The following is a 23,048-nucleotide window of genomic DNA, read 5'->3' on the forward strand; positions in this document are numbered from 1 at the left end:
TAAGCATTGGATGAATATGCTTTGCAAGTGTTAACAAGTCATCCTTCAAATATACCCAAGAAAAAAATTGGGAATTCGTCAAAATTAGACGATTATACATTACAACCACTACATTATAACACAGGTTCAAACCGTTACAACAGCAATAGGTTAAATAATGGGATAAGAAATTTCTTCGATTTCTTTTATAGTGGCTAGAATATTCGTAACCGCTTCCCCATCAACGGAATAACTATTCGCTATTTCTTGGATCCTATCTTCCCCTGTCATGTACTCTTCGGCTAACGCATGATAGGCAGCCGCCCATGCCGGTATCATATCTGATTCTGGTTCGAATGGATACAATAAAAAGGAATGCCGCTCAATTAGGCTGTGCACCATTTCAAATAAACTCGGATTTTTATGACTGATTTCCTCTTCTGTCAGGTTCATGATCGTTTTATGGAAGCTTGTTTCCTTCAAGGTCACCAGCTCTTTTGGATTGACAATCTTGGACTGCGTGAACTTCCAAACGGTTACTTCTTCATTATACTCCTGGTCTATAAGGATGTTTAATAGCATCGTTTTAAAAAATGGATGTCCATCACGGTCTTGAAGAAACTGCTCGATTTGGGGGACAAAAGGTCGAATATTAAGATTCGTAAGTTTAGAAATCACAAGTAGCATTTCTTTATCCGATTTCCCTGCGAATAACTCTTCCTTCTGTAATTCTTCTTCCCGCAGCTGTAATTCCCTTTCGGTTTCCTCTTTTTTATCTTCAAGGGCCCGCTTGCTGAAGTGAAGCATCTTTTCAAAATGCTCCTCTTTGTCGAAGGGGATCTGGTTTTCATCAAATAAAAGTTCAATTGTCGTAATCATTTCCTGATGTTCATTCAATTGGAGTAGCACCATTAAATAGATGTTAATCAATTGGAAATAGTCACCGATTCCTTTATTGAGCATCTCTTGGCACAATTCTTTGGACTCTTCATAATACTCGAGCTCAACCAGGGAAACGACAAGGCCCATACACACTTCATCATTATCCGGCTCAAATTCCCGTGCTTGACTGAAGAGCCGGGCTGCGTCTTTAAAGTTCCTTTTTCCAAGCTCGTCGAGGCCCTTTATGATTAACCGTTCCCCTAGATTAGGAAATGGGACGACCTTCGAATCCTCTGTGCTCTTGCCATGTTTCCCAACCATCATTATTCACCTCGCCGTTCGCTTTTGGAAAATAGTTTAGCATGTAATAGAATGAAATTCAAAAAACAGTCACCTTCCAAGGTATCCATTCCACTTATATGTAATTTAAAACTCCACAAAAAAGAGCTTCCTATTTTATTGGATAGGAAGCCTTTTTTTGAATTCATTACGCATTAGAAACTGCATCTTTTTGCTTTTCATAAGCTGCTATTTTCTCATCATATTGAAGAGTGATCGATATTTCGTCCCAGCCTTTGACGAGCATTTCCTTCCAATATGGATGAATATCGAAGCTTGCTTCAAACCCTTGGCCATCTTTCACCGTTTGATTCGGTAAATCGACAGTCAGTTCATAATCAGGGGAAGCAGCCCTCTCCATCAGGTACTGGACTTGCTCATGGTTTAATGCGATGGGAACCATTCCGTTCTTCATGCAGTTGCTTTTGAATATGTCGGCATAAGATGGTGCGATGACAATATCGAAACCATAATCTTTCAACGACCATGGTGCATGCTCCCTTGATGATCCACAGCCAAAGTTTTCACCCGCAATCAAAATCGAGGTATCACGATTTTGAGGCTGATTCAATTCAAAATCAGGGCGTTCATTTCCTTCTTCGTCAAAGCGCCAGTTATAGAACAGGAATTCGCCAAAGCCGCTTCGTTCAATCCGTTTTAAAAATTGCTTTGGAATGATTTGGTCGGTATCCACATTTTTCCGATTTAGTGCCGCCGCTCTTCCTTTATATATAGTAATGGGTTCCATTTCCATTGTGCACCTCCTATTATTTTGTATTTATTGGACTTTCTCAGCTTTTTTCAAGTTTCTTATATCAACAAACTTCCCGTATATGGCCGCAGCCGCTGCCATGGCTGGACTTACTAAATGGGTCCTGGCCCCTGCCCCTTGTCGTCCCTCGAAGTTCCGGTTACTCGTGGAGGCACAGTGTTCACCAGGAGGCACCGCATCCGGGTTCATGCTCAAGCACATGCTACAACCTGATTCCCGCCATTCAAAGCCTGACGATTTAAAAATTTCATCCAATCCTTCATCTTCCGCTTGCTTCTTGACACTTTGTGAGCCTGGTACCACCATTGCTCGAACACCTTTATGAACCGTCCTGCCTTCAATCATTTCAGCAGCCTGACGTAAATCTTCAATTCTGGAATTCGTACAAGAACCGATAAATACATGTTGAACCGGAATATCCGTAATCGCCATTCCTTCTTGAAGTCCCATATATTCAAGCGCGCGGCCGAGTTCCTTCGAATTAGTGATATCCTCTGCAAAAGTCGGTACCCGTTCATCCACTCCACTAGCCATGCCCGGATTTGTTCCCCAGCTGACCATTGGCGAAATCAAACTGCCATCAAGGACGATTTCCCGGTCATAAACCGCATCTGCGTCACTAACAAGTGCCTTCCAGTCCTGAACGCAACGCTCAAACTCTTCACCTTTTGATACATATTTACGACCTTTCAAATAGGAGAAGGTCGTTTCATCTGGTGCCACTAGCCCAGCACGAGCACCGCCTTCGATTGACATATTACATACGGTCATTCTTTCTTCCATTGACATGGCATCGAAAACTTCCCCACAATATTCAATGATATGTCCTGTCCCAAAGTCGACACCGAATTTGGATATAACATATAAAATGACATCTTTCGCCATGACTCCATGACCGAGTTTCCCATTAACCTCAAGCTTTAGCGTTTTTGGTTTAGTCTGCCATAGGGATTGAGTGGCCAAAACATGCTCCACTTCACTTGTTCCGATCCCGAAAGCAATCGATCCGAACGCCCCATGCGTAGATGTATGGCTGTCCCCGCAAACAATCGTCATACCAGGTTGTGTAAGACCTAATTCCGGACCGATGACATGAACGATTCCTTGTTCTGGGCTGTCTAGGTCAGCAAGACGGATACCGAATTCCTTACAGTTTTTATCGAGTGCCTCCAACTGTTTTCTTGCAATATCATCCGAAATGAAATGGCGATTTATAGTAGGCACATTATGGTCCATTGTTGCGAAAGTCCGGTCGGGCCTTCTTACTTTACGCCCTTTCAATCTCAAACCTTCGAATGCTTGAGGGGATGTTACTTCATGAATATATTGAAGATCTATATACAATAAATCCGGTTTATTTTCCTCTTCATATATAATATGGCGATCCCATATTTTTTCAATTATAGATTTACCCACTTATATCCACCTCGATCAATTTTATATTTTTTAAAAAACACGGCCTAGATTTAGGCCGTGAAAGAAGGTTATGCATAAGCTCCCATGATGTTGGAGATGGCTTCCTGGTCTAATAGAGTTGCTTTTATTTGGGCAATCATTTCTGTCGTCGTCGTGATTGATGATTGACCATTAGCAATATCACCGGTTCTTAATCCATAGTTCAGTACCGTTTCCACCGCTTGCTCGACCGCGTCGGCCTCATTTTCCAATCCGAATGATAGGCGTAACAACGATGCTGCCGATAAAATCGTCCCAATAGGATTTGCTAGGTTTTTCCCTGCAATATCAGGGGCAGATCCGTGGATCGGTTCATATAAATTGGGACCTTCCGTAGAGATCGAAGCGGAAGGCAACATGCCAAGTGAACCAGTCAAGACGGATGCTTCATCGCTTAAAATGTCACCAAACATATTTTCCGTCACGATAACGTCAAATTGTTTCGGATTCTTTATGAGCTGCATCGCAGCATTATCAACAAGCATGTGTTCAAGTTCCACTTCTGGATAATCTTTGGCGATTTCTTCAGCTGTTTCACGCCACATCCGACTGGATTCCAGGACATTGGCTTTGTCGACCGATGTCACTTTTTTCTTGCGGTCAGAGGCTAATTTAAATGCAAGTTCAATGATGCGCTTCATTTCATCTTTCTGATAAAAAAGAGTATCGACGACCGCATCCTTCCCCTCTCGTTCCACCCGCTCACTCGGCTTCCCGAAATAAAGACCACCCGTCAGCTCGCGTACAATAACGAAATCGACATCTTCAATGAATTCCTTTTTAAGAGGTGAAGACTCCGACAAGCTGGAATAATAGCTAATTGGCCGGATGTTAGCATAGAGATTCAGGTCTTTGCGGATTTTCAATAAACCACGCTCTGGCCTTAGGTGCGCAGGTTGAGTGTCCCACTTCGGTCCCCCGACCGCCCCCAATAATACCGCGTCGCTATTCTTGCAAATCTCTACTGTCCCGTCCGGTAGTGGCGATCCCGTGTTATCGATAGCGCTACCACCAATTTCGCCATATTGAAATTCAAAATCATGCCCGTACCGTTGAGCAACGGCTTCAAGAATTTCTACAGCGCCTCTAGTCACTTCTTTACCGATGCCATCTCCTTGAAGCACCGCAATATTCCTTTTCATCGAAATCTCCCCTTCCTACTGCATGACTGCTTTTTCTTCTAATTCCTTCATGATGACTACACGGTTCACCGCGTTTAAATAAGCTTTTGCCGAGGCTTCCAATACGTCCTGGTCCAGTCCACGTCCACTCGTTTCCACACCGTTGTAATCGATTTTTACGAAAACTTGTGCTAAGGCATCCATCCCAGCTCCCACAGATTGGATTCTGTAATCCTGGAGGTTGATTTGACTACCCAAACATCTTTCAAGCGTGTTATAGAGGGCCTCAACACTACCAGCACCCGTTGCCGCTTCCTGTATTTCTTCACTATCGCCTTTTTTCAACGTAACCGTTGCCGTGGCAACTTGATGCGTACCATGAGAGATTTGGAAGGAAATCAGGTCATAAAAACTGATATCCGTCGCTTTTTCTTCAAGGACAAGGGCTACGATATCTTCGTCCGTCATTGTTTTCTTGTTATCCGCCAATTCTTTGAACTGGACAAATAAAGAATTCATTTCTTCATCCGTTACAGAGAAATTCAATTCTTGTAATCTCTCTTTGAAAGCATGCCGTCCAGAATGCTTACCTAGAACAAGCGAATTGGCAGACACACCGACCAGTTCCGGTGAGATAATTTCATACGTCGTTTTTTCTTTCAACATGCCATCTTGGTGAATCCCGGATTCATGCGCATAGGCATTGGCCCCGATAATGGCTTTATTTGCAGGTACCTGCATTCCCGTTAAACGACTAACCAGATCACTAGCTCTTTTGATTTCATTCAAGACAAGACCCGTCTCCGCCTGATAGAAATCTTTTCGGATATAAAGAGCCATCGCCACTTCTTCAAGGGCCACATTGCCGGCACGTTCGCCAATTCCGTTTATCGTTCCCTCGACTTGGGTAGCCCCACCTTCAATGGCAGCCAATGAGTTAGCTGTTGCCATTCCAAGATCATCATGGCAGTGAGCCGATAGGCTTACCTTATCGATGGAAGGAACATTTTCACGTAGGTAACGGAAGATGTTTCCGTATTCAATCGGGGCAGCATATCCCACTGTATCCGGAATGTTGATAACCTTCGCACCCGCCTGAATGACCGCTTCGACTATTTCAGCCAGATAGTCAAGTTCAGTTCGACTGGCATCTTCAGCAGACCATTGTACGATTGGGAAACGCTCTGCCCCGTACTTGACCATGGCAACTGATTTTTCAATCACTTGTTCTTTTGACATTTTCAACTTGTATTGACGGTGGATCGGAGACGTGGCGATGAATGTATGCAACCTTGGTTCTGCTCCGACTTTCAATGAGTCCCACGCAGCGTCAATATCTCCCTTTACAGCGCGCGCCAGCCCTGTAACAGAGCTGTTTCTGATTTTGCGCGCGATTTCCTGTACGGAATTGAAGTCCCCTTTGGATGCTGCCGGAAAACCGGCTTCGATGATATCCACACCAAGCCTTTCAAGCTGATAAGCAATTTCCAGCTTTTCGGTAAAATTCAAGTTCACACCGGCCGATTGCTCCCCATCACGAAGTGTTGTTTCAAAAATATTAATTTTTCGCAACGGCTACCACTTCTTTCTCTGTTTGTTGAGGTTTGACGAATGGCATCATTTTTCTTAATTCACGACCTACCACTTCGATTTGGTGTTTGTTTTCACGGTTATTGATAGCATTGAAGACTGGACGATTCGCTTGGTTTTCTAGGATCCATCCTTTTGCGAATTCCCCGTCTTGGATGTCTTTTAAAATGGCTTTCATCGCTTCTTTTGTCGTCTCTGTCACAACGCGTGGTCCTGAAACGAAATCTCCCCATTGAGCCGTATCAGAGATGGAATAACGCATATTTTCCATACCGCCTTCATACATAAGGTCGATGATTAATTTCAATTCATGTAAACACTCGAAGTATGCAACTTCCGGTTGGTATCCAGCTTCCGTCAATGTTTCAAACCCAGCTTTTACAAGGGAAGTCAATCCGCCACAAAGCACTGCCTGTTCTCCAAAAAGATCTGTTTCTGTTTCTTCTTGGAATGTCGTTTCCAATCCACCCGCTCTTAGTGCTCCGATTCCTCTAGCGTAAGCAAGTGCCAATTCTCTTGCTTCACCCGTCACATCTTGGTAGATTGCGAATAATGCCGGTACCCCTGCACCTTGTTCATATGTACGGCGAACAAGATGTCCTGGACCTTTTGGAGCCACTAATAATACATCCACGTCGGCTGGTGGGACAATTTGGTTAAAGTGAACGTTGAATCCGTGTGCGAACATTAATGCTTGACCTGCATGCAACACAGGTTTGATTTCTTCTTGGTATACTTTTGGTTGCGTTTCATCTGGTAAAAGGTTCATGATTACATCTGCTTGTTCTGCCGCTTCTTTAACTGTATATACATTGAATCCATCTTCTACAGCTTTATCGAATGATTTACCTTTTCTGATTCCGATGATTACATCCACACCGCTATCACGTAAGTTTTGAGCATGTGCGTGTCCTTGTGAACCGTATCCGATTACCGCTACCTTTTTATTGTTGAAAAAATTCTCGTTTGCTTCTGCGTTATAATATACTTTTGCCATTATTAATACATCTCCCTTTTCATATCCATAGTTTTTTTTGGTTGTTTTTATACGATTGTTGCGCTTTTTGCATGTGACAACTGCATTCCGCGAGGGAAGGCCGCCGTCCCGGTTCTTGCCAACTCTTTGATGCCATACGGTTTGATCAGTTCAATGAAGGCTTCGATTTTGTCTGATTCCCCAGTGATTTGAACCGTCAGGCTATCTTTACTTACATCTATAACAGAGGCCCGGAAAGGCTCAATTACCGAATAGATTTCAGGTCGGGTCTGGCTTGTCACCAATATCTTGATGAGCGCCAGTTCCCTGGCTACAATTGATTGATTCGTGATATCAATCACTTTAAGCACTTCTATCTGCTTATTTAATTGCTTTGTGATTTGCTCAATGACCGTTTCGTCATCAACATCGACCACGAAGGTCATCCTTGAAATGCCCTCCTGCTCGGATTGCCCGACTGTCATGCTTTCGATGTTATAATTCCTTTTCGTGAACAGGTTCGTGATCCGGTTAAGGACGCCTGGTCTATTGTTCACGGTAAGGCTAAGAATTCCCCTCATTGCTTAAACTCCTTCCATTTCATCCAGCCCTTTTCCTGATGCTACCATCGGAAAGACATTTTCCATTTGTTTGACACGGAAATCGATCAAAACCGGTCCATCTATCGTGAATGCTTCATCGAGGCATGCATTGGCTTCTTCCTCGGTAGTCGCTTTAAACCCTGGAATTCCATATGCTTCAGCCAATTTAACGAAATTGGGTTGAGACTGGAAAACACTGTGTGAAAAGCGATTGTCATGGAAGAGTTCCTGCCATTGCCTTACCATTCCAAGCGCACCATTATTAATGATGATGATCTTAATCGGCAGATTCATTTCCGCAATGACTGAAAGTTCTTGAAGGCACATCTGAAAACCACCATCGCCAGATATCGAAAGAACTGTCGCTTTTGGATTGGCCATTTGTGCTCCAAGTGCGGACGGTAAGCCAAAGCCCATCGTACCCAGGCCACCGGATGTGACCCATGAATTAGGCTTGTTAAATGGATAGTACTGGGCCGCCCACATTTGATGCTGACCAACATCCGTCGTGACAATGGCTTCCCCCTTCGTTTTTTCATGGAGCATTTGAATGACACGTTGAGGTTTCAGCACCCCTTCTTCTTGGGTATAACGTAATGGGAATTCTGCATTCCACTCATTCAACTGTTCAGTCCATTCCGTAATGTCAGGCTTTTTACCACTTTGGGCAATCAACTCCGTTAAAGCTTCTTTTGCGCTGCCGACTACAGGAATCTTGGTTGGTACATTCTTTCCGATTTCCGCTGGATCAATATCGATATGGGCAACAGTTGCATATTGTGCAAATTTGGCTAAGTTTCCGGTCAAGCGATCATCGAACCTTGCCCCCACATTAATCAACAGATCACATTTCGATAACGCCATGTTTGCCGCAAAACTACCATGCATGCCACCCATTCCAATAAATTGCGGATGCTCGGCTGGGAAACCGCCAAGGCCAAGGAGGGTGTGAACTACTGGTATGCCTTGTTGTTCGGCATATTCCTTCAAGAGATGAGATGCCTTTGCATGAAGGACACCTGCTCCAGCAAGGATGACAGGCCTTTTCGCACCACTTACCGCTTCAACAAGCTTTCTTATTTGCAAGTAATTCGGCTTTGTCGTTGGCTGATAGCCTGGCAGGTCCATCACTGGATCCTCTTCCGTCGCTACCCCTTCCAAGATTGCCATGTCTTTAGGAATATCTATTAAAACAGGTCCCGGTCGTCCGCTTGAAGCGATATAAAATGCTTCTTTGATGATACGTGGGAGGTCTTCCGGCTTTCTCACTTGATAGTTATGTTTTGTAATTGGGGTTGTAATCCCGAGTACATCTGCCTCCTGAAAGGCATCCGAACCAATTACGCTAGTAGCTACCTGACCCGAAATAACAACAAGTGGAAGAGAATCAATCATTGCGTCCGCTAGGCCGGTTACAATGTTCGTTGCTCCAGGACCGGACGTGACGATGACCACTCCCGGTTTGCCAGTAATCCTGGCGTACCCTTCTGCTGCGTGGATTGCACCCTGCTCATGTCGTGTCAAGATATGAAAAAGCTTTGAACTATAAAGCTTGTCATATATCGGCAATACAGAACCACCAGGGTACCCAAAGATGACTTCAACATTTTCCTTTTTCAATGCTTCCATCAAAAATTCGGCACCACTATAATGTGTCTTTCCACTTTTTCGATCAGCCACTACTGCTTTTTGTGTCATTCGTAAAGACCTCCTCCGCTTTCTCACTTGATTAAATTCATAATATTCGGATTTTTAGGCATACAAAAAAGCCTTTTCACCCCAAATGTACTTGCACTTAGCAAGTTAAAGGGGTGAAAAGACTTAATCAGCCGCTCCACGGTACCACCCTTTTTCGCATGAACTTCCATGCGCACTTTGAATAGTATACAACTATTCTCTGTTTTGGTAACGGGTACTGGTACGCACCCGTTCAGCCCTACTAGTATAACGTTCAAGCTGAAACTCCAAGGTGAGTTCATCTTTTGGGACAATACCGGTTCTCAGCAACCCGGCTCTCTGTGAATGTCTTGAAAAAAAGACTACTTATCCTTTTCAATGTTTTCTCATTATTCATATTTTTTTGAAACGCTAATGTTTGATGTCTTGTATTTGAGATTATCTTACTCGCATTTTGGAGTGTAGTCAACAGGCATTTAATGAATTTTTAGATAATTCTAAATTATAAGTTTTATTGTATGCGCTTTCATCCCTACTATTATCCTATTTTCACATTAAAAAAAATATATTTTTTTAGTTTAAAAATAATGAAAAAAGATACAAACTAAAGCATATTGCATTCCATATTCTTACCCAACATCCAATCTGCCTGCAACCGATGTTTATTTTGAAAGGCTGTTTCTGCATTTTATTGGTAATTACAAGAAGTGGTGTCCCCTTGGCCCCCTCCCCCAGACACTTTATAAAAAACAAAGGGAAAAGGCTGAATACACAGGAAAAGGAATGGTAATCCATTCCTTTTCCTAGAGTCCAGCCCTATATCGTTACTTAGCCAATACATCTTCATATGCTTCATTTTTTTCAAATTGCTTTTGAACGAATGTACATTCCGGAACGATTTTAAGATTTTCATTACGCGCTAGTTCAATCACTTTTTCAACAAGCGCATTCCCAACCTTCTGTCCGCGTAGTTTGTCGGATACAACCGTATGATCCACCGTGATTTCGTGATCACCTGATTTAAAGAACGTAATTTCAGCCAGCTTTTCACCAGAGTCCTTGACAAAAAATGACCCTTCACCTTTTTGGATATCTACCATCTTGATGACCTCCTTTTATATCCCTTATCATATATCATAATCTGGTTACTAAACAAATAATTGGAATTCACATAGACTTTATAAATCTGAGTGAGCCCTCCCCTTACTTCTAACCTATACTAGAGGATTGTAAACAGAAAAAGTTTTCGTAAAGAAAATAACCCGCAACACCCCATAAAAAAAAGCCCTAACAAATAGGGACAAATGGTTATAGTTTGATAAAAAGAAAATATAAAATGACCATCAATAGTAAGATGAGCATAAAGACTGCAATGAGAATGACTTGGGCCAAGGAAGGCTTGAAGGTCTCCTCATTAATTTGCTTCTTCTTCTGAAGATAACTAACCGTTGCCAATATGGTGATCACTAGACCTAAAAAGCAGGTGAACATCCCAAGCACGATACTGATCAAATCGATTCGGGCATCTCGGTACACACCTATCGTAAAATGCAAACTTGTTGTTAGAAAGCCCACCCCCACAATTGCAATCACGGTTCGGATCCACGCCAAAAAGGTTCGTTCATTGGCCAAATGCTGCTGTGCATATTTCAATTGGTTCTTGTCCATTTTTCATCACCTTATTTTTTTAAAAAATCTCCCCTAAAAAAAGGCTGATATTTAGGATACTCCCCAATTGTACATAGAGACACCCCACTATATCAACCCAACCGGTCATTATTCGCTTCTCTTAAGAAGGGAAAAGGCCCTAAACATAGATCCAACGAACATAAGACCCGATCCTCCGAGCAGTAAATATATGCAAACTGTTTTACTGATAACATTCAGGGGATAAAGCAGGGCAAACAATGCGATCAAAACCCCGATTCCCGTTACAAACCAACCAAACTGTTTCATGAGCAACTCCTATAAAATGATATTTATTAAGCTCTTAGCCTCCATTTTACTATATTCAAAAGACAAATGGTCCAAAATCTTGATAAAGTCAAAGTTTCAACTTTTATTATCGAGCCAAATTAAATAAAGAAGCCAATATAGCCTCCTTAGTTACAAGTATTTATTAAAGGTCCTTATTATCTTTTTTCATATATTCTTTAATTTTTCTTTCTTCCCATTGCGACCCGAAGTTCCCGCTCGCAAACGTTGTTAAACCATGTATAAGGATTCCGATTCCCCAGCCGCCAAGGGGATAGAGAAACCACAAATAACTAGCATCGGTCAATAAGTTTATCATTATAAGCAAAAGATTCACCAAGATGTAAACGATTAAATGGATATAAAAACCCTTTAATTTCTCCACCCTTTTTTTTTGCTTTCAAATAGCTTTCATCCTTTTCCATCGCTACGCCTCCTTCATCAAAACTCAAACTCACTTTTTCATTATACTTTTAATTTACTTTATTTACCATTATCGAAATCAGATCTATATAACCGACGCCTTCCCGTTACTCACTCAAGAAAGGATTTCATCCCTTTCACACCCTCTTGATGAAATTAGCAGCTGGCCTAATAATATCCTCCTATAATATTTTATTCTGCATGAAATCCAAATTGAGTTTAATTCCCCATGAAAAAAACATGTCTTCCATGTATAATTACCATATCTCAATAATAAGCTATGTATATTCACATCAAGCTTTAGAGGAGGATATATTATTGAACTCTGATTCCGGAAAGGTTGTTTCTTCTATCCAGAACCCTGAAATACATAAAGCCCTACAAGGCGTTTCGGAAAAATTCAATATATCAATGCTTCAGTTACGCGATACCATTGATATATTATTGAAAGATCAATCTAATCTCACACCATTTGAAAATGAACAAGATGTCATCCGAACACCGCTTGAAGAAATAAATACCGCCATAATCAAAAACCGTGAAATCATCAATAAAAACCGCGAAACGTTAAATAAGAATTGAATGAATCAGACACAGAAAAAAGCATCCAACTCGTTGGATGCTTTTTTCCTCTTCCTAACTGAACCGATGGTATTAACTAGGAATGAATTTAAGAATGCCTTCAAGGTAAACGCCTTGATTTTGCGACTTACACTCTCTTAGTTTGATTCTGCCTTCTTGTTCTAACTCCTTGGCCATTTGAACTACTTTGGTTCCATCTTGGGCTATCTCTACTGAAAAGAAATTCCCCCGCGTGGAAGTTTGAATGAATTTAAATAAGCTATCTTTATTCATCTAAACATCTCCCTTATTCTTATACAGTTCGACATAAAAGAGAATCCACCTTCTCTAAAAATAGAAATATAAACAAGTTAGAAAAGAAACTAAAAGGCAATAGATCTATGGCCTCAAATCATTGTCTCCATGATCAACAGTATTCTTCATCCATATCCTCTAGTGAAATGTTCCCCTCTTGAATCCTATGGGAATAATGATAGGGGAAACAAACATATCATTATAAAATGCCATGACAAACCTTTATATAACGAAAAAACAGCCAAACCCTTCAAAAGGTCTTGGCTGTTTTTGATAGTGTCCCAGGAGAGATTCGAACTCCCGACCGACGCCTTAGAAGGGCGTTGCTCTATCCAGCTGAGCTACTGAGACATTGTACACGTATGTAAGAAAATATTAGTCGTTTAAGACAACTCTTATTATAGTGAAATATAATAAGAAAGTCAACATTTTTTTATTTTCACCAGAAGATTTATATTCAATAAAAAAACAGCCAAACCCTAAATGGATTTGACTGTTTGGTAGTGTCCCAGGAGAGATTCGAACTCCCGACCGACGCCTTAGAAGGGCGTTGCTCTATCCAGCTGAGCTACTGAGACATTTTATGATATAAGTTGCGGTAACACTTATGTATTAACCTTACTTAAGATCCCTTAGGACAATTCTTATTATATTAGCATATTAAAAGAAAGTCAATGGTTTTAATAATTTTTTTTGCAGACAGGAAGCACAGAATGCTTCCTGTTCATTATACCTTAAGTCAGTTGGTTTTATAAGCTTTATTTAGTTCCTCGACCGTGTTTCCTTCAAGATCGTAATACGTGATTTCAAGTACGTTTTCTTCTATAGACAAAATTACATATGTTTTTTCTTTTCGCCCCCGAGGCTGGCGAATACTGCCAGGATTGATGAATAACCTTCCATCGATACGTTCAGATCCCGCTGCGTGAGAATGCCCAAAACAAACGATATCAGCACCGGATTCTTCACTTTTATATGATAAGTTCATCAGTGTCATCTTAATATTATACAGATGTCCATGGGTAATGAAGAAGCGTTTGCCAGCAATGTCTTGAATGAGATCGTTAGGAAAGGCATGATCATGGTCACAGTTCCCACGTACCGCTAAATACCCTCCCAAAAGTGGATCCTTGCTTTCAAGTTCCGAATCTCCACAATGTATCATCGCTGTGACTTCTTGTTTATGACGAGCGGTGATCATGCTTATTTCATGAGTAAGCCCGTGGCTATCACTCATTATCAGGACCTTCATGATCACATTCCTTCTTCCCGTTTAAGGAATTCTTCCAATTTCTCATCCAACGCTTTCAATGCGTTTGCACGGTGACTGATATTATTTTTTTCTTCTTTTGTCAATTCAGCATTTGTTTTGCCCTGTTCTTTCACAAAAAAGATTGGGTCATAGCCAAATCCATTGGTTCCTATCGGTTGCTTCGTAATGAAACCTTCCATCGTACCTGAAACCGTTATCGTTTCTTGATTGGGAGAGGCCAATGCCAATGCGCAATAGAACCTAGCCGTTCTTTCCTCCTCTGGTACACCCTCTAGTTCCCTCAATACTTTTTCCGTGTTCGCTTCATCAACCTTATCTTCACCGGCATAACGGGCAGAATATACGCCAGGTCGGCCGTCTAACGCATCTACGATCAGCCCCGAGTCGTCTGCGAGGACAAAGAGGCCTACCTTATGGGCAATCGCTTCCGCTTTAAGAATTGCATTCTCTTCGAACGTCGTTCCAGTTTCCTCGACATCCGGTGAATCCGGCAGGTCGAGGAGAGTCTTGACTTCATAACCTTTTGCCGCAAACATGTTCTTGAATTCGTTGGCCTTTCCTTTATTCTTCGTCGCAATAATCACGGTTTTCATCAATTCATCTCATCCTTTTCGTTTATCTTCACTGAGTTCCCTCTTGCCCCTTTGACTTCCGAATACGATATGGACCTATTCATCGTTCGAACAAGTAAATTGGGTGCTTGTCCTATGTAAATATTAAGTATGTTCCTCACTCGTAGTTCACTTCGTTCTCCGCTTCCTGTCGGGACAGCTTGATGACCACAAGGAAGATCGAACTTTATTTGATAAGTTAATTTTATCACAAATTTAGCTTCTTCAATAATCCGGAAACTTATGAGGTTGCTTTTTAGAAATAAATCCTCTCTATTTTGAAAAATAGAATAAGAGGCAGCTGAAAGCCTGCCTCCATTTTTTATAGGTATCAACTCGTTTCTTTAAAAACTACCTGTGTTCACCTTTTCAGGACGGATTACTGGTTCCGATAATGGCTTACCTTCTTCATTTAGAAGGTCTGCACTCCCCTTAACATGAACTTCCACGCTTTCAATTCCTTTTTGCTCCGTTAGTGATAAAACCAGGGCATCAAGTACATCCTGGGAAACCTTTTTCTCCTTGAAGCTTCCAAGTATATTTTCATTGAAGTTCAGTACAACCTTACCATCCGCAACCTTAGGCTGATCAAGCAACGCTACGTCACTCATGAAGCTTGTTTGCAAGTTAGAACCTGCCGGCCCCTTCGTTAATTCCTGAATGGCCGCTGTCACGTTATCCGACTCCGTTTCACTGACCCTGCGTGTCACTGGTACATAATAAGAATACTCCTCGTCCCCACCGATGTAATAGACCGTGACAGCTTTCGAGTTAGAGATATCGACCACATCACTTGCATCGACATTGATTCCTGAAGCACGGGAGATATTATCATCGATTGGAGTACCATTTACCGGCATTTCCGATATATCTTCCCCATTGATCCTCAATTGAATTTTATCGACCGAATCAAATTGGGTCAGAGTCCAGGTGATGGCTTGCAGGATCTTGAGTTCATCCTCCTTTTGATAGTTTTTAAACTCTGGTGAAAAATCGGCAACAGCCACACCTTCCTTTATATTTACACTTATCGACGTATCTGCCGGAATCACTGCGCGGAACCCATTTGGCAGCTTATCTGTGACAGGTCCATTATTCACTAAATAGTCCAATGCCTGTTTTGCGACCGCTTCGGATTTAGGAAGCTCCATTGTTTGCGGAACTACATATCCACTTTTATCAATTAAATAAAGCTCGGTCTTAACTGTACTTTCAGTTGACGCCTCTTCTCCTTCATCTACAGGCTGTTGCTCCCCTTTCGGCTCTTCCAATGAAGATTCATCCTCCACTAAAGAAACATCCTTAGGGGGATCGATTTCCGTTTTCTCGCCCGCTCCGAACAAGCCACAGCCAGATAGAAAAAGAGAAGAAGCCAGGATTGTCACTGCTGCTGTTACTTTTGATTTATTGGACATAAAATCACTCCTAGGACAGTTTGTACTCCTATTTATACGAGCCCTAGGCAAAAATAGACCAATTATTTTCCTTTCTCTTTAGGCAACTACTGCCACCCGCCCATTCAACCAAACCAAAAAGACCTCCATAGGGAAGTCTTATAGATGGTCGATCTTGATGGTCTCTATCGTATCAATTTCTATGCCGAGCCAACTCGATGCTATTGCACCAAATATATCTTTGGAACCCGTTGTATAGAAACGGTGCACAGGAACCCTTTTGCTTCTATTGCTTAGTCGGTAGTAATCCAAAATGACACTCGCTTCACGGGCCGTCTCTTCCCCAGAGGAAATGACTTGTACCTTATCCCCCATGAACTTCGAAATCACGGGTCCTAAGTGAGGATAGTGGGTACAACCGAGAATGAGCGTATCAATGTTGATTTTCTTTAACGGCTTCAACGTTTGCGCCACGACCCTTTCGACGATTTCCCCCTGAAACTCTCCGCTTTCCACAATTGGGACAAATTTCGGACAGGCTAAACTATCCACTTCCACACCCGAGTTTATGGAAACAAGTGCATCGTCATAGGCTTTGCTCTTCACCGTTCCCTCTGTGCCAATCACGCCAATATGTAGGGAATTAGAAACCTTTAAGGCGGCTCTTGCCCCAGGAAGGATGACCCCGAGTACGGGAATCGGAAGAATCGCCCTGATTTCATCGAGCACTGCTGCAGTGGCTGTATTACAGGCTATGATCAGCATTTTGATATCCTGTTTCATCAGGAACCGGGTCATCTGCCACGTGAAGTTTTTGACATCCCTTTTTGACCTTGGTCCATACGGGCATCTGGCCGTATCGCCTAGGTATATTATATTTTCATTCGGTAACTGGCGCATGACCTCTTTAGCCACAGTCAAACCACCGACACCCGAATCAATAATTCCAATTGGTTGTTTCAAAAATCTCGCCTCATTTTTCTTTCATTTCATGATGATATTCTCTATGAAGGAAACTATTCCAAAGCTTCTCGCTTACTTCATGAAACTTATCATACTACCATTTTGGGAGAAAGTGAAATAAATTTCAAGACAGAAGTTTTACAAGCCCAGGAAAACCCTCTCATAAAAAATAAGCAGCATTCAAGGAAGTGAAAACATGGAAATGTTTCACCCTTCCTTGAATGCTGCAAATGAACGGGAGAGTAAAGATATATAAGGCTTACGTATTAATAATACAACACATTAAAGCTTAAGTTCTCCCATACGAAGGAGCTCTATAACTGCCTGTGAACGTCCTTTGACTCCAAGCTTCTGCATCGCATTCGAAATGTGGTTTCGAACTGTTTTTTCGCTAATAAACAATTCACCTGCGATATCTTTTGTTGTTTTGTCTTGTACTAGTAACTCAAATACTTCTTTTTCTCTTTTGGTGAGTAGTGGCTTATGAGTGAATTCGTTCTCCTTCAAGTAATGTTACCCTCCTTGCCTTCACCAGCATAAAACCCGGAGTGGGTGTCTATTTAGTCAAGATATAGTATGTCGGCTAGGGCAAGGGAGTGACTCATTTACTTGTCTAATTGAAATTTTACTTTTAAAGTTGTTTGACACTTGTTTTTGACATCCACTTTTTCATTTCTTCAGCCAGTGGCACCGGCTTCCCGGTCGTTTTCGATACTTGGACGACCGTTCCTCTGCCAGTGAGGCAAATCGTCCCATCCTCTTTCGTTCCCATATAATGAATATCCACCGATGAGTTGCCCACGTGGGCCGCTTTCACATGGATCGTCAGTTGTTCGTTAAAAAACACCTGCTGAATATAATCACATTGTAAATCGGCAACAACCGGAATTTCATCACTTTCTGCCGAAGACCAGTCCACCATGAACCCCATACTATTGAAATACTCGATCCGTGCCTCTTCAAAGTAAGTGAATGGAACCGTATTATTGAGGTGTCCGAACATGTCAGTTTCTGAAAAACGGACTTTAATCTCATGTTTAAAAGAAAATCCATTGCGCCACTCTTTTATATTATCGATATATGATATTCTACTCACTGTGAGAACTCCTCCTTAATGAATGACTATTCATTCATTTTATAAGAAAAAAGAAAAAATGGGAAGATATTTCTATCCATAATTAATTTACTTCAGAAAATTAATTAAAAAGGAAGAAATAACTCCTTCCTTTTTTGACTTACTTATATATAGAGTAATAAACAATCCCACATTATCTAATACCTTATTTTTCATGAACCCTTTTTTTCTTTTTTATTTCCTTGATTGGCACGCTAAGCTCTTCAAGAAAATACTTGGCCCACTTATCTTCTTTATAAATAAATTCTCCCTTTTCATTTTTATCCGTTATATCAAGGAGTTTTCCGTTCCACATTGTCAATTTCCCCTTATCATCAAACGTAACATCCAACTGGCCAAGAAATCTCCCATACCTACCCGCTTGTACTATTAGGGTCGGTTTCTTTTTTTGATTAATGACGTCAGGTTCTTTCAGTTTATGATGTGAATGACTACCAACAATAACATCTATTCCGTCAACTGTATTAGCTAACTTTTTATCGTTGCTGTAACCAAGATGTGAAAGGACAATGATTTTATTAACTCCCTTAGCTTCAAGTGCGTTAATTGTTTCTTTCGCTTTCTTGAAAGCATCTTCAAACACGATATCCTTATTAGGATTTGATAAAAGGGTCGTCCTCTGCGTCGTAAGACCAATAATCCCCACTCTCTGCCCTTTGATTTTCTTGACTACTGAAGGATGAATAGTACCCTTCCAGCCTGTTGTATCGATTTCTATTCGAGACAGATCTTTTAATTCTTCATCTTTAGAAAAATCAATATTAGCACCAACAATAGGAAATTCTGCAGCTTTTATAAAGTCCCTTAGTATGACCGATGACTTATCAAATTCATGATTACCGAGTACCATTGCATCATATCCGATTTTATTCATAAACTGTATATCTGCTTGACCAAGATATTGCTTAAAGTAAAGAGAGCCTGTAAAAACATCTCCCGCATCGAGTAAAAGGACATTTTCTTTTACATTCCTTATTTTATTGATTGCTGTAAACCTTCGTGGAATATCTTTTAGGTGAGCGTGAGTATCGTTCGTGTATAAAACTGTCAAGTCGAGTTCCTTATTTTCAGATTTAGAAGAAGCATCTACTCCACTACCTCCTTTTGGATCTTCCACCATTTCCAACAAGACCGTAGCTTTTGCATTGCCTAAAAGGAGAAAAGCACTTATAAACACCAAGCTAAATATAACTAAAAAGAAAGAAATTTTTTGAACAGAGCCGTTTTTCATACTTCTGACCCTCCTATAAAGGTAGAATCTCCTTGAAAACGGAAAAAATACTGCTTATTATTTGAAACTTATAAGACAGAGCTATTATATTGAAATGTAATCTTCAGGTAAGATACCCCAGCGGAAAATTTACTTAACCCCACTTCACCTATATTCATCTTCCGCTTCTAATAAATACAGGCTTATTCTTTAAAATTGATGAGTATTTTTTGTAGAGCTAATATAAAAAAACCCCCTATCCAAAGGATAGGGGGTTACTACTTATTAAACTTCGTCACTTCCGAAGAAGTTACGGAATTGTTGAATCGCAGTATCACGGTTTAACGCTGCAATCGATGTTGTCAATGGAATACCTTTAGGGCAAGACTGCACACAGTTTTGTGAGTTACCGCAGTTTGCAAGGCCGCCATCTGACATGATTGTGTTTAAACGTTCTGCTTTGTTCATTGCACCAGTTGGATGTGCATTGAATAAACGAACTTGTGATAATGGTTGTGGTCCCATGAAGTTGGAGTTGTCATTTACGTTCGGACAAGCTTCCAAACATACGCCACAAGTCATACATTTAGATAATTCATATGCCCATTGACGTTTCTTTTCTGGCATACGTGGTCCTGGTCCAAGATTATACGTACCATCAATTGGAATCCAAGCTTTTACCTTTTTCAATGAATCGAACATACGGCTACGATCGACTTGAAGGTCACGCACAACCGGGAAAGTACGCATTGGAGCTAGACGTACAGGCTGTTCTAACTGGTCAATAAGGGCTGTACAAGATTGTCTTGGCTTACCATTGATGACCATTGAACAAGCACCACAAACTTCTTCAAGACAGTTCATGTCCCATGCGATTGCAGTTGTATGTTTACCTTCTACCGTTACCGGATTACGACGAATTTCCATCAAAGCGGAAATGACGTTCATATTCGGACGGTATGCTAATTCAAATTCCTCATCATAAGGAGCTGAATCCGGTGTATCTTGGCGAGTAATAATAAAACGAACTGTTTTAGTCTCAGATTTAGTTTCAACCATTTTTATGCTCCCCCTCTTTAATGTGTAGTCGTGTAATCACGTTTACGTGGTGCAATCAGTGATACATCAACATCTTCATAATGGAATGCAGGAGCTTTGTCTGCTCCTTGGAATGTAGCCATTGTTGTTTTCATGAACTTTTCATCATTACGTTCTGGGAAGTCAGGTTTGTAATGCGCTCCACGGCTTTCATCACGGTTAAGAGCACCGATTGTGATTACACGGGCCAATTGCATCATGTTTTGAAGTTGTCTAGTAAAGGCAGCACCTTGATTGCTCCATTTAGCCGTGTCGTTGATGTTGATTTTTTTGTAACGTTCCATCAACTCAAGAATTTTATTGTCTGTTTCTTTAAGCTTGTCATTGTAACGAACTACAGTTACATTGTTTGTCATCCATTCACCAAGTTCTTTGTGAAGGATATATGCGTTTTCATTACCATTAAGAGACATGATAGAATTCCATTTCTCTTGTTCTTGTTTTTGGTAGCCTTCATATAATGAAGAAGGAAGAGAATCTGATGTTTTATCAAGTCCTTGAATGTATTTAACAGCATTCGGACCAGCCACAGAACCACCATAAATGGCTGAAAGAAGTGAGTTCGCACCTAAACGGTTACCACCATGTTGTGAATAATCACACTCACCAGCAGCGAATAGACCTTTGATGTTTGTCATTTGGTCATAATCTACCCAAAGTCCACCCATAGAATAGTGAACCGCAGGGAAAATTTTCATTGGCACTTTATGAGGATCTTCACCGACGAATTTCTCATAGATTTCAATGATTCCGCCTAATTTAACATCTAGTTCATGTGAATCTTTATGTGAAAGGTCAAGGTAGACCATGTTTTCTCCGTTAATACCCAATTTCATATTAATACATACGTCGAAAATTTCACGTGTTGCAATATCACGAGGTACTAGATTACCATAAGCCGGGTATTTCTCTTCTAGGAAGTACCATGGTTTTCCGTCTTTATATGTCCAGATACGTCCACCTTCACCACGAGCGGATTCACTCATTAAGCGAAGTTTATCATCACCAGGGATTGCTGTCGGGTGAATTTGGATGAACTCACCGTTCGCATAATGTGCACCTTGTTGATAGACGATAGATGCTGCTGAACCTGTATTGATCATAGAGTTAGTAGATTTACCGAAAATGATTCCAGGGCCACCGCTCGCCATGATGACTGCGTCGCCAGGGAATGATTGAATTTCCATTGAAGTCAAGTTCTGAGCTACGATACCACGTGCTGTTTGATCATCATCGATAACAGCTCCAAGGAATTCCCAGCCTTCATATTTCGTTACAAGGCCTTGTACTTCGTAACGACGAACTTGCTCGTCCAATGCATAAAGTAATTGCTGACCAGTTGTTGCACCAGCAAATGCAGTACGGTGAAATTGTGTTCCACCAAAACGGCGGAAATCAAGTAGACCTTCCGGCGTACGGCTAAACATAACACCCATACGGTCAAACATATGGATAATAGATGGTGCTGCATCGCACATTGCTTTAACTGGAGGTTGATTTGCTAAGAAATCCCCACCATATACTGTATCATCAAAGTGAAGCCATGGAGAATCGCCTTCACCTTTCGTATTTACTGCCCCGTTGATTCCGCCTTGCGCACAAACAGAGTGAGATCGTTTTACTGGAACTAATGAGAATAAATCAACATGTTGTCCTAACTCTGCTGCTTTGATCGTAGCCATTAAACCAGCTAGACCTCCACCGACGATAATAATTTTACCTTTACCCAATTGTGTCACTCCCTTATTCCATTAGAAAAGCTATGTTTTTCCTAGTACGTATAATTAATTTCTTCTGCTACTTATACGAAAGCGAAAACTGCACTAATTCCTATATAAGAAAGAAGAACGAAAATGATCAAAGTAACATATGTCATAACTCTTTGCGATTTAGGTGAAACTGTTAGTCCCCAACTTACTGCGAATGACCATAATCCATTGGCAAAATGGAAAATAGCAGAAACAATACCAACAATGTAGAACGCGATCATGAATGGATTAGAGAAAATCTCAGCCATCATATCAAAATCTACTGTTGCCCCAAATGCTGCTTGAACCCTTGTTTCCCAGATGTGCCAAACAAGGAAAATCAAAGTTATGATTCCTGATAAACGTTGTAGCATGAACATCCAGTTACGGAAGAAACTGAATCTTCCTAAGTTGTTCTTTGCCGTAAAGGCGATATAAATCCCATAAATAGCATGGAAAATTAATGGTAGATAGATGATTACACATTCCACCACGATTTTCAATGGAGTAAATTCGATTAAATGAACTGCCCCGTTGAATGTCTCTGCTCCCTTTGTTGCCATAAAGTTAACCGATAAATGGAAAATTAGGAATAGACCGATTGGTAATACCCCTAGAAGTGAATGAAGCCTACGATTCCCAAACTCACGATTCTTTGCCACTAAGTGCCCCCCCTTAATTTGTCAAAACTCATACGAAGATGGTTATCTTTTATCTCCGCGTGAAAATAAAGTATAGAGTTAAACCGCTCTCTATACTTTCTTACAATTATGTGACAAGTCCATTTTACTCCTGACTTCAATGTGCGTCAAGAAAACGGATACAAGATTTCTCTTTTTTAGAATAAATATTATCAATAAATTAATAAGGTTTTGGGTGTTCATTTACAAGTAATATGAAAAAACTAACTATTTTTTTAATATATTGAGATAATTTAACATTTTTTTACA

At 41.0% G+C, this 23,048-nt stretch carries 24 protein-coding genes, 2 tRNA genes, 1 pseudogene and 1 other annotated feature; of the genes and pseudogenes, 1 reads left to right on the forward strand and 26 read right to left on the reverse strand.

Annotated features, from left to right (window positions below):
* Positions 1-150: 150 nt before the first annotated feature.
* From ACQKL0_RS06310 to ACQKL0_RS06365, 12 genes and pseudogenes are all read right to left on the reverse strand, one after another.
* On the reverse strand, positions 151-1,182 hold the full coding sequence (locus ACQKL0_RS06310; RefSeq protein WP_427686704.1) for a tetratricopeptide repeat protein: 1,032 nt from the start codon (positions 1,180-1,182) through the stop codon (positions 151-153).
* 166 nt (positions 1,183-1,348) lie between these two features.
* Positions 1,349-1,948 (reverse strand): 3-isopropylmalate dehydratase small subunit, encoded by a 600-nt coding sequence (gene leuD / locus ACQKL0_RS06315; RefSeq protein WP_427686804.1) that lies wholly within the window; start codon positions 1,946-1,948, stop codon positions 1,349-1,351.
* Between the two features lie 30 nt (positions 1,949-1,978).
* Complete coding sequence (gene leuC, locus ACQKL0_RS06320; RefSeq protein WP_427686706.1) at positions 1,979-3,388, reverse strand: 3-isopropylmalate dehydratase large subunit; 1,410 nt, start codon at positions 3,386-3,388, stop codon at positions 1,979-1,981.
* A gap of 68 nt (positions 3,389-3,456) precedes the next feature.
* A complete protein-coding gene (gene leuB / locus ACQKL0_RS06325; protein WP_402874616.1) occupies positions 3,457-4,569 on the reverse strand; it encodes a 3-isopropylmalate dehydrogenase in 1,113 nt (370 codons plus the stop codon).
* Between the two features lie 15 nt (positions 4,570-4,584).
* On the reverse strand, positions 4,585-6,120 hold the full coding sequence (locus ACQKL0_RS06330; RefSeq protein WP_402986505.1) for a 2-isopropylmalate synthase: 1,536 nt from the start codon (positions 6,118-6,120) through the stop codon (positions 4,585-4,587).
* Positions 6,107-7,135, reverse strand: a complete 1,029-nt coding sequence (gene ilvC / locus ACQKL0_RS06335; protein WP_402874610.1) for a ketol-acid reductoisomerase — start codon at positions 7,133-7,135, stop codon at positions 6,107-6,109. The genes ACQKL0_RS06330 and ilvC overlap by 14 nt, the downstream gene beginning before the upstream one ends.
* A 47-nt stretch (positions 7,136-7,182) precedes the next feature.
* Positions 7,183-7,695, reverse strand: coding sequence for an acetolactate synthase small subunit (gene ilvN / locus ACQKL0_RS06340; protein ID WP_402874607.1), 513 nt, complete (start codon positions 7,693-7,695; stop codon positions 7,183-7,185).
* Positions 7,696-7,698: 3 nt separating this feature from the next.
* Positions 7,699-9,414, reverse strand: a complete 1,716-nt coding sequence (gene ilvB / locus ACQKL0_RS06345; protein WP_402874605.1) for an acetolactate synthase large subunit — start codon at positions 9,412-9,414, stop codon at positions 7,699-7,701.
* Between the two features lie 106 nt (positions 9,415-9,520).
* Positions 9,521-9,781: a binding site (T-box leader), on the reverse strand.
* Between the two features lie 436 nt (positions 9,782-10,217).
* A complete protein-coding gene (locus tag ACQKL0_RS06350) occupies positions 10,218-10,493 on the reverse strand; it encodes a GNAT family N-acetyltransferase (RefSeq protein WP_402874602.1) in 276 nt (91 codons plus the stop codon).
* A gap of 208 nt (positions 10,494-10,701) precedes the next feature.
* A complete protein-coding gene (locus tag ACQKL0_RS06355; RefSeq protein ID WP_427686709.1) occupies positions 10,702-11,061 on the reverse strand; it encodes a YidH family protein in 360 nt (119 codons plus the stop codon).
* A 108-nt stretch (positions 11,062-11,169) separates the two neighbouring features.
* Positions 11,170-11,349 (reverse strand): hypothetical protein, encoded by a 180-nt coding sequence (locus tag ACQKL0_RS06360; RefSeq protein WP_402874596.1) that lies wholly within the window; start codon positions 11,347-11,349, stop codon positions 11,170-11,172.
* Positions 11,350-11,512: 163 nt separating this feature from the next.
* Positions 11,513-11,792: pseudogene (locus ACQKL0_RS06365) on the reverse strand (2TM domain-containing protein).
* Positions 11,793-12,108: 316 nt separating this feature from the next.
* On the opposite strand from ACQKL0_RS06365, the gene ACQKL0_RS06370 reads away from it, so the two are divergent.
* Positions 12,109-12,372 carry a hypothetical protein gene (locus tag ACQKL0_RS06370; protein WP_402874590.1) on the forward strand — a complete coding sequence of 88 codons (264 nt, stop codon included), beginning with the start codon at positions 12,109-12,111 and terminating at the stop codon, positions 12,370-12,372.
* Positions 12,373-12,444: 72 nt separating this feature from the next.
* Here ACQKL0_RS06370 and ACQKL0_RS06375 read toward each other — a convergent pair whose 3' ends face one another.
* The 14 genes from ACQKL0_RS06375 to ACQKL0_RS06440 all read right to left on the reverse strand — a co-directional run bounded on the left by ACQKL0_RS06375 (position 12,445) and on the right by ACQKL0_RS06440 (position 22,760).
* The gene (locus ACQKL0_RS06375; RefSeq protein ID WP_402874587.1) at positions 12,445-12,645 is read right to left on the reverse strand and encodes a hypothetical protein; all 201 of its coding nucleotides are present in this window, start codon (positions 12,643-12,645) and stop codon (positions 12,445-12,447) included.
* 298 nt (positions 12,646-12,943) lie between these two features.
* A tRNA-Arg gene (locus ACQKL0_RS06380) sits at positions 12,944-13,017 on the reverse strand.
* Positions 13,018-13,170: 153 nt separating this feature from the next.
* Positions 13,171-13,244 (reverse strand) — tRNA-Arg (locus ACQKL0_RS06385).
* A 161-nt stretch (positions 13,245-13,405) separates the two neighbouring features.
* Positions 13,406-13,918 (reverse strand): metallophosphoesterase family protein, encoded by a 513-nt coding sequence (locus ACQKL0_RS06390; RefSeq protein WP_427686711.1) that lies wholly within the window; start codon positions 13,916-13,918, stop codon positions 13,406-13,408.
* A gap of 2 nt (positions 13,919-13,920) precedes the next feature.
* Positions 13,921-14,532 (reverse strand): XTP/dITP diphosphatase, encoded by a 612-nt coding sequence (locus ACQKL0_RS06395; RefSeq protein ID WP_427686713.1) that lies wholly within the window; start codon positions 14,530-14,532, stop codon positions 13,921-13,923.
* Positions 14,532-14,762, reverse strand: coding sequence for a hypothetical protein (locus ACQKL0_RS06400; RefSeq protein ID WP_427686715.1), 231 nt, complete (start codon positions 14,760-14,762; stop codon positions 14,532-14,534). The genes ACQKL0_RS06395 and ACQKL0_RS06400 overlap by 1 nt, the downstream gene beginning before the upstream one ends.
* Before the next feature lie 132 nt (positions 14,763-14,894).
* Positions 14,895-15,965, reverse strand: a complete 1,071-nt coding sequence (locus tag ACQKL0_RS06405; protein ID WP_402958110.1) for a GerMN domain-containing protein — start codon at positions 15,963-15,965, stop codon at positions 14,895-14,897.
* Positions 15,966-16,103: 138 nt separating this feature from the next.
* On the reverse strand, positions 16,104-16,907 hold the full coding sequence (gene racE / locus ACQKL0_RS06410) for a glutamate racemase (protein ID WP_427686717.1): 804 nt from the start codon (positions 16,905-16,907) through the stop codon (positions 16,104-16,106).
* A 282-nt stretch (positions 16,908-17,189) separates the two neighbouring features.
* On the reverse strand, positions 17,190-17,414 hold the full coding sequence (locus ACQKL0_RS06415) for a helix-turn-helix domain-containing protein (RefSeq protein ID WP_402874572.1): 225 nt from the start codon (positions 17,412-17,414) through the stop codon (positions 17,190-17,192).
* A 124-nt stretch (positions 17,415-17,538) separates the two neighbouring features.
* On the reverse strand, positions 17,539-18,003 hold the full coding sequence (locus ACQKL0_RS06420) for an acyl-CoA thioesterase (protein ID WP_427686719.1): 465 nt from the start codon (positions 18,001-18,003) through the stop codon (positions 17,539-17,541).
* Positions 18,004-18,187: 184 nt separating this feature from the next.
* A complete protein-coding gene (locus tag ACQKL0_RS06425; protein WP_402958105.1) occupies positions 18,188-19,273 on the reverse strand; it encodes a metallophosphoesterase in 1,086 nt (361 codons plus the stop codon).
* Positions 19,274-19,537: 264 nt separating this feature from the next.
* Entirely contained in the window at positions 19,538-20,311 is a 774-nt protein-coding gene (gene sdhB, locus ACQKL0_RS06430) for a succinate dehydrogenase iron-sulfur subunit (RefSeq protein ID WP_402874562.1), read from the reverse strand.
* Between the two features lie 17 nt (positions 20,312-20,328).
* Entirely contained in the window at positions 20,329-22,080 is a 1,752-nt protein-coding gene (gene sdhA, locus ACQKL0_RS06435; protein WP_402874559.1) for a succinate dehydrogenase flavoprotein subunit, read from the reverse strand.
* A gap of 71 nt (positions 22,081-22,151) precedes the next feature.
* Positions 22,152-22,760 (reverse strand): succinate dehydrogenase cytochrome b558 subunit, encoded by a 609-nt coding sequence (locus ACQKL0_RS06440; protein ID WP_402986521.1) that lies wholly within the window; start codon positions 22,758-22,760, stop codon positions 22,152-22,154.
* Between the last annotated feature and the right edge of the window lie 288 nt (positions 22,761-23,048).

It is taken from the genome of Peribacillus sp. NPDC097264 (assembly GCF_050277925.1).
In the GTDB taxonomy this organism is placed as follows: Bacteria; Bacillota; Bacilli; order Bacillales; family DSM-1321; genus Peribacillus.